We start from the raw sequence: 10,756 nt of genomic DNA, 5'->3' as shown, positions 1-10,756 counted from the left end.
GCCTATGCCATCGGAACGACGGAATTCGTCATCGTTGGCCTTCTCCCCACAGTTGCCTCCGATCTCCATATTACGCTGCCACTCGCTGGTCTTATCGTCAGCGTCTATGCACTCGGCGTAACCTTCGGCGCGCCCATTCTCACCGCTCTGACAGGCCGTATCGAGCGTAAGCCTCTGTTGCTCGGTCTGATGGGGCTTTTCATCATTGGCAATACCGCCGCCGCACTCTCGCCGACCTATGAACTACTGCTCGTCGCTCGCGTACTCAGTGCTTTTGCCCATGGCGTATTCTTCTCGGTCGGCGCCACCATCGCTGCCGATCTGGTGGCGCCAAACCGCCGCGCTTCCGCCATCGCCATGATGTTCCTTGGTCTGACCGTCGCCATCGTTACCGGCGTACCGCTCGGCACCTTCATAGGCCAGCAGCTCGGCTGGCGCGCAACATTCTGGGCCGTATCCGGACTTGGTGTCATTGCCTTGCTCGCCATCGCATTCCTGTTACCATCAAAGATCGCCAAAGCAGAACCTGCGCGGCTTATCGATCAGGTTCGTGCTCTCGCCAGTGGCCGCCTGCTTCTCGCCTTTGCCATGACGGCGCTCGGCTATGGCGGCACCTTCGTCATGTTCACATTCCTTGCGCCCGTCCTGCAGGAAATCACAGGCTATGCCGGCTCGACCGTCAGCCTGATACTCGTGCTCTACGGTCTTTCCATTGCGGTCGGCAACATGGTTGGCGGACGCGTCGCCGACGGTAATCCTGTCGGCGCACTCGCTGTCATGTTCACGCTCCAAGCTGCAGTGCTGGCGATTTTCACCTTCACCGCGGTCTCGCCCATTTGGTCTTTGGTGACGCTCGCCGCTCTCGGTGCACTCTCCTTCTCCAATGTCCCCGGCCTCCAGCTCTATGTCGTGCAACTTGCCAAGATTCACACACCTGAAACGGTCGATGTTGCCTCGGCACTGAACATCGCCGCCTTCAATSTCGGCATCGCCGGCGGTGCCTTCCTCGGTGGTCTCATCGTCGCTTCGCCGCTTGGGCTCGGCGCAACGCCCTGGGTTGGTTCGCTTCTGGTGGTTGGCGCGCTCGGCCTGACCCTCTGGAGTCAGATGCTCGATCGCCGTGCGACGACCGAAGCGCTCGCCACCTGCTAAAGCGAGGAGGCCGTCCGAAGGGGTGACAGGATGAGATAACTTGCTAAGGTCGGCATGAGATTCGCGAAAGGTTTTCCATGCTGGCCGAAGTGGCATTGCCCATCAAGCTGACATTCAGGCTCTGGTTGCGCTTCTGGCCACAGCTTATCGCTGTTGTCCTGCTCGGGCTCACCGTATCGGATTTACTGATGTGGGTGGCGGTCAAGGCCGCCTATATCAACCACTATGCCGGTCTTGGGCTGTTGACGCTCGTTGCGCTTACCCAGCTTGTAACGACGGTTTCCATTATCCAGATCGTGCGGCCGGGATTGCCCTCCGTCAACGCCGCACAAACGCAGGCCGATGAAGAAGCGGACAGACGCGAATTCGGCCTGTCTCGTCTCACCACGATCATTGCCGTCGCACTGCTCCCGTTCTTCGCATACTACGCAGCCTGGGGATTTCTGGGCGATACGGTGCGCCAATATTCGCGCCTCGCACTTGAGCTGCGGCCATTTGAAGGTGGTGGCGGCAGTGTGCTCGACGTTCTGGATTCCAAATGGATCCTCMTGTCGGTTGCCATTTCGTGGATCGTGCGCAGTTTCGCAAAGGCCATGAAGGAACGCACCAAGCGCTCGGTCTGGGATATCATCATGGTCGTTTGCGAGACCAACTGGATATTCATCGGTCTTTATATCATCAGCCGCTGGAAGGATGACTGGTTGCAGGCACTAGTCGAAGGGCGGCTGTGGTCGTGGTTCGAACAATTCTTCGCGGCACTCGCCTTGCCGGTTTCATCGGCCTTTGCCGCCGCCTTGATCCCGGTCGAACAGGTTCCGGAGAACTTCAGTGCGGTAGCGATCAACCTGTTCTTCCACGCACTCCTGCCGGTGATCTGGCTGGTCATGGTCGCGCTTGTCTACGGCTATGACGTCCGCGACCAGAAAGAACTCATGCGCATTCACCATCGCGTCGAACGCTTTGGCGAGCGATATCAGGCCATCCCGAAATTCCTGCGCGACTTCATCGAGCATTTCATCAGCGGGTATCGCTCAAGATACTTGCCCATCGCGAATGGAGTGAGGCTCACGCTGAATTCCGGACTGCTGCTCATCATCACCTTGATCCTCGGCTATCGCTTTATCGAATGGGCTGCGGCTTGGCTGTGGCTCGGCACCGCACACCTGATAGGCCCGCATTCGATCGCCGTGTGGGAAGTCCTTGCGAATGGTGTAACCTTCCTGTTTGGCAGTCCGCTCCAGGATTCATCAACCGGAATTCTCGTAGAACCCTTGCGTATCTGTTTTCTGGCCGCCGTCCTCGAAACAGCGTTTTCGATGACAAAGGGAGCTAAGGCTTAGCAAACCTCAGATAAAACGGCCGCTCGCTGTGCATCCCTAAAGTCGGGACGAGTTCGTCTGCGACATCCGCTGGAACGAGATAATTCTCCTCGATCACTCTGCGCTCCCCCTTCTGCGCCCCGGAAAACGCAGTGGAACTGCACGTTTCGATGCCCGGTTGCGGCGAAGGCATTCCCGGCACACTCGAAGGATACCAGATCCGTCCCGTACGATCTGTCAGCTTGATAGCGCACATGAGCCAAAGATTCTGAAGGTCGGGATCACCGATCTCGACCACAAAACGCGCGATGATTGGCACCGAACCGGCGGGAAGCCGGCCGGGTCTTATACCTTCCACCTTGCGCAATCCCTGAAACTGCCAGTCGCTGCCGCCATAGTGTTTGATCTCTCCTGCAGCGACGTCAACCGGCAGCATATCCCGGTACCGGACGAGTTCATTAATGTCTCTGTACGAGATCGATAACAGTGAAATCGGAACGAGGAATAGCAAGGCCCACAGGCTGCGCTTGCGCCATTGCCGCTCCAAAGCGTCCTGTTTGTCCTCAATCGCGATCGACATTTCAGGTTCCTGTTAGAGGCCGCAACGGGTCGTAACTGTCGATGACCAGAGGCTGCCCATCATTGAACGTCTTGAGATCATCGATCGAAATGCGCTCTTCGGAATCCAATGCCGGCTCTACCTTGCCCGAAAGAACCAGCGTTGCCTCGTTCACCTGATCCGGCGTTGTCTCAAAGATGAATCGCACCTTCTTGGGCAATCCCGGAGCAAGCAGGTGCGGCGGCATGCCCGGGGCCCAGCCCACCCGGCCGGACGTTGTGAACTTCAAACCTGTCGGCCCGAGCCAGGTTGCCGCGGCAACGCTCGTGCTGTTTGTCGTCGCTGCAAGGTTTGCCGTGACAATCACCCAAAGACCCGAAGTCGTCAGCGTTTTTTTCTCGCCATACTGGGTGAAGTCCAGTTGGCGCGCGAAAACGACCTGATCCAGCGTCACATCGAACTCGCGGGTGTGAACCTTATCGTGCATCTTGCCATAGACGGGAATAGGAGCCGTCAGCTCACCGAAGCGCGGCTTGGTCTGCTGCATGCCGTAAAGCACGCCGACGGCAACGATCAGGACGAGAATATTGGCGAGCCGGCGCACTAGCCTTCCTCCGAGAGTGGCAGACTTACGGTGCCTGCCGGAGCCTTGCTCCACCAGCCCGGCGTGCCCGTCAGATTGTTGCGCAGCTTGAACTTCCACGCCTCGATACCAAGCTCGATCGTGCCGGTCGGGACCGCATCGGATGGCACCAACCAGACGTAAGTAATCTTTTCCGGCATTCCGGGCTGCAAATCCGGCAACGACGATCCATCCCGATCGAGATAGGCAAGGGGCTGCTCGGTGATTGCTTGCAATTTCCCAAGCGGATGAAACGTATTGGCATAGCCGCTGTCGGACTGGGTCGTGCGGTTCATCAATTCGACTGCGAAAACGACAGCCTTCTGCGCTTCCTTCGGGGTCACACTGAAGATTTTCTGGTCGGTCACCCACGCTTTCAAGGGTTTGATCAGCCATTTCCCCGCGTCGAGCGACTGGCCGGCGGTGATTTGCGGCAGCTCTTGCTTGTCCGCTGCCTCGAATGCCCCAAGGGCAAATGCAGTTGCCAGTGCTGCAAATGAGCCGATGCCCGCCGTTAACCAGGCGATTGCTTTGCTGCGCAGGTTCAGGAAACGGGATCGCATCGGCCCGATCGTTCTCCTCTCGATCCTCGGATCAATAATGAGTCGCTGTCTCTCGCACCATGCAATGTTTGCGGGGCAAATTTCAAGTCTTGGATTTTGACGCGCGGCAACTTGTGGAAAAGAACCTAGGCAACCGCAGGAAATCGCATCATGTCAAAAGCGCGAGGCAACCTGAGGTAGGTAGGCGTTCACCAGACTTACAACCTGTGCGTCGCGGCTTCGTGCCGTCTCGCCGCCCATGACGACTGCCACGAGTTGCCGGCCATTGTCGCTGATCGATGTGACGATGTTGAAGCCGGAAGCCCGCACATACCCGGTCTTGATGCCATCTGCGCCGTTCAACTGTGCGAGAACGCGGTTGTGCCCGCGGATGAGTTTGCCGTTGTAGACGAAATCCTGGGCGACGAAATAATAGTACTGCCCAGGGTAGTGCCTGCGCAGCGACATACCAAGCAGCGCCATGTCACGCGCGGTGGTGATCTGTTGCGGGTCGGGCAGACCGGAAGCGTTGTGGAAGTTGGTGCCGCGCATCCCGAGTTGACGCGCCTTGGCTGTCATCTGTGCTGCGAACTGGTCTTCCGTGCCGCCGAGATATTCGGCTAAAACCACGGCGACATCATTGGCGGATTTGACGACGATCGCCTTGATCGCGGTATCGACGTCGATCGTCTGACCCGGCTTCAAACCGAGTTTGCTTGGTGCCTGCGATGCAGCGTGAGCGGAGACCGGCAGGAGAGTCGTCTTGGTAATCCGTCCGGATTTCAGTGCCTCGAAAGTGAGGTAGAGAGTCATCATCTTGGTCAGAGAGGCAGGCACCCGCGGTAGATCGGCGCTTGCCTGATAAAGAACCGCGCCCGTGCTGCCATCGACCACGATTGAGGCGGATTTTTCCGAAACCGGTGCAACCGTCGTCGGGGTGACGGTACTCAGCGTTGCAGCAGTCGTACAACCGCTGGCCGTGCCAAGAATCACCCCTATCAACACCACGACTTTCGAAAATGAATAGAACGACATATGAACTCGCAGCACGTTTATATTCCGAACATAATGCTTATGCGAAAGAGCAGATGTCTAGCGCAGGAGAGGTTAACAATTCGGCTTAGAGTCTTTCATGAAAGGCTCTAACCGCGCTTGTTAGCCGATTTGACCCCGTGCGCCAAGCGCAGTCTCCCACACCAAATTGTCGCGCGTTACGCTGTGAGCACCACCTTGACGCTCCGCGAGCGGTCCAGAGCCACACGAAACGCCTCAGGCGCGTCGGCGAGTTTGAACTCGCTAGTCACCAGCCGCAGCACATCGATCTTGCCCTCGACGATCAACTCGACCGCTTCGAAAAACTCCTCGCCAAAGCGGAATGTCCCGATCAGATCGAGCTCCTTCGACATCACAGCATTTGCAGGAACGGGAATAGATCCGCCTGCAAGATTACCGACCTGAACCACTGTTCCGCCGCGCCTGACCGTGCGAATGGCCGAGGCCAGTCCCGCCGCCGTTCCGGAAATTTCGAAGGCAATATCGTATGGCGTGGCGGCTGCAAACGCCGCCAGCTGTTCCTCGCCTTGCGACAGGTCTATCGTCTGGTCAGCGCCGAGCTCTTCTGCGAATTTCAAGGGTGCGGCGGCAACGTCGACCATGGCCACAGATCCCGCGCCGGCATGTTTCAGCGCCAGCATGGTCAAGAGGCCGATGGGGCCCGAACCGAATATGATGGTCGAAGTTCCCTTGACATGGCCGGCGCGGCGTACCGCGTGCAGGCAGACCGCCAGCGGTTCGGCGAGCGCCGCTGCCTGATAGGGCAAGTCCGCTGGCACCTTGACGCATTGCGACGCAGTTGCATCGAACAAGCTGGCGAATCCTCCCTGCATGTGCGGCGTTTTCGAAGCCGAACCCATGAAGTAAATGTTCTCGCAAAGGTTTGCCCGACCTTCATGGCAGTAGGCGCAGTGTTCGCACCAGCGCGACGGATTGACCGCGACCCGCTCACCAACCGCCAGTCCGGTCACGTTGCTCCCGATCTCGACGACCTCACCCGCTACTTCGTGGCCAAGTATAAGCGGCGAGGTAACAACGAAATCGCCGGTTCTCGCATGACGGAAATAATGCATGTCGGAGCCGCATATGCCGGCAGCCCCAAAGCGGACCCGCACCATGTTCGGCGCGAGGTCACCGAGTTCGATATCGACGACACGAAGATCTTCAGCACCGAAGAGAGTTGCAGCAATGCCCGTGGTACTCATTTGATCAGACCCAGTTGTGTTGGCAGCCAAAGGGTGATGGCCGGAATGAATGTGATCGCAATCAGTGCGATGAACAGTGGAACGAGCCAGGGCAAGATTGCCATTGTCGTGCGCTCAACGGAGAGCTTCGCAACACGCGACAAGACGAACAATACCATGCCCAGTGGCGGATGCAGCAGGCCAATCATCAGGTTCAACGTCATGATCAAGCCGAAATGCACCGGATCGATGCCGAATTTAAGCACGAGCGGCAAAAGAATCGGCACAAGGATGGTGATGGCAGCAATCGTATCGAGGAAGCAGCCGACGAACAGCATCAGCAAGTTTACCAGGATCAGAAACACCCATTTGTTCTCGGTAATCGACAGGATAGCCGTCGACAGGAGCTGAGCCGCCTGGCTCACAGTCAAAAGCCATGCGAAGACAGAGGCCGCCGTCACGATGAACAATACCGAAGCGGTTGTCTCGATCGTGTCGAAACTCGCCTTGGCAAGGCTCTTCAAGGTCATCGTGCGGTAGCGCACCAAGCCGAGGAACAGCGACCACAAGACGGCCGCGACCGCCGCTTCTGTCGGCGTGAACCAGCCCATGGTCATGCCGCCGATGAGGATCACCGGCGTCATCAGCGCCATAACCGCGGAGAAATCGAAATACCAGTCGGCGGCGAGGAGTAGCACCAGCGCGATACCGACTGAAGCATTGATGGAAAGGCCCGTGAGCATCAGCAGATAGATAACCACTGGAACGGCTGCGACGACCAGGATCTCGAGCGAAGCTTCGAGAAGCTGCTTTATCTCGAAAGGTGCGTCGGAGCCCCAGCGCTTCACATAGGCGAAGATGGCAACGGTAACCATCATCAGCACGGTCATGACGATGCCGGGCAGGATGCCCGCCATGAACAGTGCGCCGATGGAGACGTTGGCCATCATCCCGTAGATGACGAAGGGCAATGACGGTGGGAAGATCGGTCCGAGCGTCGCGGAAGCCGCGGTAACGCCGACGGCCGCTTCGACGGGATAGCCGTGGTCCTTCATCGCCTTGATTTCGATAGTGCCGATACCTGCGGCGTCGGCGAGAGCAGTTCCAGACATTCCCGAGAAGATCACGGAGCCGATGATATTGACCTGCGCCAGACCACCCTTCATCCAGCCGACAAGAGCGACAGCGAAGGAATAGATGCGCCCGGTGACACCTGCGGAATTCATGAGATTGCCGGCGAGGATGAAGAACGGCACGGCAAGAAGCGGGAAGCTTTCAACACCAGCGATCATTCGCTGTGCCACGATGATGTCCGGGGCGACGCCGAAGAAAACGAGATAGAGCACCGAGGCAACGGCCATGGAAATTGCGACCGGCACACCGACAAGCATAAGAATAAGGAAAGTTCCAACAAGCAATAACATTGATCAGTCCTCGATCTTCTGGAATTCTTCGGGACGCTCCAGGACAGAATAGCCCCGGCGAACATTGCGGATGAAAACCTGAACGGCGCGTATCAGCATCAATATGAATGCGACGAGCACGCTGTAAAAAACGATGTTGCGTGGAAGATCGACTGTGACCATGCGCTCTTCCGCAACGATCTCGACGTATCGCCACATTAACCAGACCGCATAGGCGAAGAAGCCGATGCGCACGATATCGACGAAGTTTGACAGCGCGCGAGCAACGCCCGCCGGCAAGTAGTGGTAGAGAACGTCCACCTGAATATGCCGCGAGACGCGGACGCACATCACCGAGCCGAGAAACACCACACCGATCAGACAGTTGATCGCGATTTCTTCGGTCCAGGCATAGCTGTCGTTCATGACGTACCGCGTAAAGAACTGAAGGAATACGCATCCCGTCATGAGCCAGAAGACGATCAGTGTCAGCCAATCTTCAATGGCATAGTCCGACAGATCAGCCACCGGCGCAGCGTCTTCGAAGGAATGAGCAAGCTCTTCGGCGGTTACCGGGGTATGAATTTCATTTGACATGTTCCGTCTCCGGTTGGCGTCAGCATGGAATGGGGCCGGGCGATAGCATCACCGCCCGGCCTCATCGGATTATTCCTTGATCGCGCGAATGGCTTCCCAATCGGATTTCTCGTAGCCGAAATCTTCGAACTTGACCTTTTCCACCACGTTCTTTTCGAAGTCGGCCTTATCGATCTCCGTCACGTTGATGCCCTTTTCCTTGAATGTCGCGACGAGCTGTTTTTCCTTCTCCGATATGATCTTCGTTGTGCGTTCGGCAGCTTCCTGCATCACATCACCGAAGATCTTCTTGTCTTCATCGGATAGGCTGGCCCAGAGCTGCTTTGAAATCACCGTATTCAGATGATCGACGATGTGACCGGTCAGGATGATGTTCTTCTGGACCTCGAAGAACTTCTTGGCTTCGATCGTCGTCAGCGGATTTTCCTGCGCCTCGACTGTGCCGTTCTGCAGCGCCAGATAGACTTCCGCGAAAGCAATCGGCGTGGTGTTGGCGCCGCAGGCACGCGGCATGGCGAGATAGGCGGGCACATCCGGCACGCGGATCTTCAGACCTTGCATGTCCTCGCACTTGGCAATCGGCTTGTTAGAGGTCGTGTGGCGAGTTCCATAGTAGCTGACAGCTGCAATGTGGTTGCCGGTCTTTGCCTCATAGCCGGCAGCAAGACGCTTGAAGACGTCACTCTTCGTATAGGCGATCAGATGATCTGGCCCGCGGAAGATATAGGGGAAATAGGTGACGCCGATCGGCTTGTAGTCCCGGGCGGCAAAGCTTGATCCGGAAATGATGATATCGACCGTGCCAAGCTTAAGCCCCTGATTGATATCGGCTTCCTTGCCCAGCTGTGAAGCCGGGAATACGTCGATCTTGTAACGGCCGTTGGTCCGCTTGGCGATCTCTTCGGCCGCCCAGACAGACTCCGTATGGAACGGCTCCGACGTTTCGTACACATGCGCCCATTTGAGTGCCGTTTGCGCTTGCGCCACCACGGCCGATAGCGCGAGAGCGGCAACCGCCCCCAGAATTGTCGTCAGTTTGATCTTCATATCCTAGTCCTCCCAGATTGAATTCAGATCTTGGTACTTCTGCTCCGGCCTCCCGCGGGATGACCCTTTTCACTTTCCAGTTCCTCATCGAAGCTCTTGGAAAATCTCATTTGCGATTGCAGCAGATGATGCTGCATCGCCGATTTGGCGCGCGCCGGGTCGCCCGAAGCGATGGCGTCGCGGATGGCCCGGTGTTCCTCGAATGCCTCGCGCCAGGAAGCGGGACTTTCGAAATAGCTCGCCAGCTTCTCGAAATAAGGCGTCATCCTCTGGTCGAAGAGCTCACCGACAAACCGATTGAGCGCGGCGTTTTCGATAATGCCAGCAATCGTCGTGTGAAAAGTCCGGTCGAGCGCAATGGAAGTGTGCGGGTCATTGAAGGTGCTCGCCATTTTCGTCAGCACGTCATCCAGGGCATCGACATGAGCTGGCGTAATCGCCTTGGCCGCCTCTTCCGCAATCGCACATTCGATCAACGCACGGGCGCGCAGCAGTTCGAATGGTCCTTCCAGATCTTCGGCTTGTACAGGTGCAGGCTTCTCGCGCTGGCGGATGACATAGATGCCGGAACCCATGCGGATATGAACAAGCCCTTCAACCTCAAGCGCAATCAGCGCTTCGCGGATGGTCGGACGGGATACGCCGAGTTTTTCCGCAAGTTCGCGCTCACCGGGCAGCCGCTCGCCGACGGCAAACTCGCCGCTTTCGATCAGCGTGCGTATCTGGTCTGCCACCTGCCGGTACAAGCGGCGCGGCTGGATCGCTGCAAACATTGGTCCTCCCCGCACGGCTCTCCCTTCCGCACTCGACTGGTAAACTGGCCTTACCAATATACAACTGATACATTGATATATATCATAGAGTCAAGGCAGACTTTAGTCCAAGAAATCTCGGAACGGCATACGTGAACCGGAGTGCGGTATCCTATTGTTACGCCTTGTATTGGAAAGTGATTGCCCCACTCCCCTGCGAACAAGCTATGACAGCTCAACATCTGCCTCGTCCATTCGGTGACAAATGCTGCTTGATATTCGATTGCCRCGCGCCTTTGCCTGCCTGAGCCTTGCTTTGGTACTCGGCGCTTGCACGACAGCCGATCCGAAATTGCCCAATGCAGCGTCGATTCCGCTTCCTGAACCATCGCCGCGGCTTGCAAATGCTGTAGACACCAAGCCGCAACCCAAATCTTCCGATAGGTCGTCCGTCGATGGTTTGATCTCGAAATATTCCGTTGCCTATGCTGTTCCGGAATCGCTGGTGCGCCGTGTCGTGCAGCGC

Annotated in this window: 11 protein-coding genes and 1 pseudogene; 3 read left to right on the top strand and 9 right to left on the bottom strand. The window is 57.2% G+C overall.

The window, feature by feature from the left end; genetic code table 11:
• Together ACXJ5O_RS10200 and ACXJ5O_RS10195 are read left to right on the top strand one after the other, a co-directional pair.
• Positions 1-1,152, top strand: a 1,152-nt coding sequence (locus ACXJ5O_RS10200; protein WP_457299791.1) for an MFS transporter, incomplete at its 5' end; no start/stop codon positions are given.
• Between the two features lie 77 nt (positions 1,153-1,229).
• A complete protein-coding gene (locus ACXJ5O_RS10195) occupies positions 1,230-2,492 on the top strand; it encodes a hypothetical protein (protein ID WP_457299790.1) in 1,263 nt (420 codons plus the stop codon).
• On the opposite strand, the gene ACXJ5O_RS10190 is transcribed toward ACXJ5O_RS10195, so the two are convergent.
• The 9 genes from ACXJ5O_RS10190 to ACXJ5O_RS10150 form a co-directional block, all read right to left on the bottom strand.
• Positions 2,482-3,051, bottom strand: coding sequence for a hypothetical protein (locus tag ACXJ5O_RS10190; RefSeq protein WP_457299789.1), 570 nt, complete (start codon positions 3,049-3,051; stop codon positions 2,482-2,484). The two genes, ACXJ5O_RS10195 and ACXJ5O_RS10190, sit on opposite strands and share 11 nt — an antisense overlap.
• Position 3,052: 1 nt before the next feature.
• Positions 3,053-3,634: a hypothetical protein gene (locus tag ACXJ5O_RS10185; protein WP_457299788.1), complete on the bottom strand. Its 582-nt coding sequence runs from the start codon at positions 3,632-3,634 to the stop codon at positions 3,053-3,055.
• Positions 3,634-4,215 (bottom strand): hypothetical protein, encoded by a 582-nt coding sequence (locus ACXJ5O_RS10180; protein ID WP_457299787.1) that lies wholly within the window; start codon positions 4,213-4,215, stop codon positions 3,634-3,636. The genes ACXJ5O_RS10185 and ACXJ5O_RS10180 overlap by 1 nt, the downstream gene beginning before the upstream one ends.
• Before the next feature lie 153 nt (positions 4,216-4,368).
• Positions 4,369-5,229, bottom strand: a complete 861-nt coding sequence (locus ACXJ5O_RS10175; RefSeq protein ID WP_457299786.1) for a D-alanyl-D-alanine carboxypeptidase family protein — start codon at positions 5,227-5,229, stop codon at positions 4,369-4,371.
• Between the two features lie 176 nt (positions 5,230-5,405).
• Positions 5,406-6,452, bottom strand: a complete 1,047-nt coding sequence (locus ACXJ5O_RS10170; protein ID WP_112531079.1) for an L-idonate 5-dehydrogenase — start codon at positions 6,450-6,452, stop codon at positions 5,406-5,408.
• On the bottom strand, positions 6,449-7,855 hold the full coding sequence (locus ACXJ5O_RS10165; protein WP_457299785.1) for a TRAP transporter large permease: 1,407 nt from the start codon (positions 7,853-7,855) through the stop codon (positions 6,449-6,451). The genes ACXJ5O_RS10170 and ACXJ5O_RS10165 overlap by 4 nt, the downstream gene beginning before the upstream one ends.
• A 3-nt stretch (positions 7,856-7,858) precedes the next feature.
• Positions 7,859-8,431: a TRAP transporter small permease gene (locus tag ACXJ5O_RS10160; RefSeq protein WP_112531077.1), complete on the bottom strand. Its 573-nt coding sequence runs from the start codon at positions 8,429-8,431 to the stop codon at positions 7,859-7,861.
• 69 nt (positions 8,432-8,500) lie between these two features.
• Positions 8,501-9,478 carry a sialic acid TRAP transporter substrate-binding protein SiaP gene (locus ACXJ5O_RS10155; RefSeq protein ID WP_457299784.1) on the bottom strand — a complete coding sequence of 326 codons (978 nt, stop codon included), beginning with the start codon at positions 9,476-9,478 and terminating at the stop codon, positions 8,501-8,503.
• A gap of 23 nt (positions 9,479-9,501) precedes the next feature.
• The gene (locus tag ACXJ5O_RS10150; RefSeq protein WP_457299783.1) at positions 9,502-10,251 is read right to left on the bottom strand and encodes a FadR/GntR family transcriptional regulator; all 750 of its coding nucleotides are present in this window, start codon (positions 10,249-10,251) and stop codon (positions 9,502-9,504) included.
• A gap of 244 nt (positions 10,252-10,495) precedes the next feature.
• Here ACXJ5O_RS10150 and ACXJ5O_RS10145 point away from each other — a divergent pair.
• Positions 10,496-10,756, top strand: a pseudogene (locus tag ACXJ5O_RS10145) (hypothetical protein); the annotation flags it as partial.

The organism is Phyllobacterium sp. P5_D12 (assembly GCF_054049495.1).
The sequence above is the reverse complement of the archived record's forward strand: the minus strand, read 5'-3'. Positions and strand labels throughout refer to the sequence as shown.

Coding starts and splice junctions, on each gene's coding strand:
- ACXJ5O_RS10190 (WP_457299789.1), bottom strand. CDS start 3,051: ATGTCGATCGCGATTGAGGACAAACAGGACGCTTTGGAGCGGCAATGG.
- ACXJ5O_RS10180 (WP_457299787.1), bottom strand. CDS start 4,215: ATGCGATCCCGTTTCCTGAACCTGCGCAGCAAAGCAATCGCCTGGTTA.
- ACXJ5O_RS10175 (WP_457299786.1), bottom strand. CDS start 5,229: ATGTCGTTCTATTCATTTTCGAAAGTCGTGGTGTTGATAGGGGTGATT.
- ACXJ5O_RS10170 (WP_112531079.1), bottom strand. CDS start 6,452: ATGAGTACCACGGGCATTGCTGCAACTCTCTTCGGTGCTGAAGATCTT.
- ACXJ5O_RS10165 (WP_457299785.1), bottom strand. CDS start 7,855: ATGTTATTGCTTGTTGGAACTTTCCTTATTCTTATGCTTGTCGGTGTG.
- ACXJ5O_RS10160 (WP_112531077.1), bottom strand. CDS start 8,431: ATGTCAAATGAAATTCATACCCCGGTAACCGCCGAAGAGCTTGCTCAT.
- ACXJ5O_RS10155 (WP_457299784.1), bottom strand. CDS start 9,478: ATGAAGATCAAACTGACGACAATTCTGGGGGCGGTTGCCGCTCTCGCG.
- ACXJ5O_RS10150 (WP_457299783.1), bottom strand. CDS start 10,251: ATGTTTGCAGCGATCCAGCCGCGCCGCTTGTACCGGCAGGTGGCAGAC.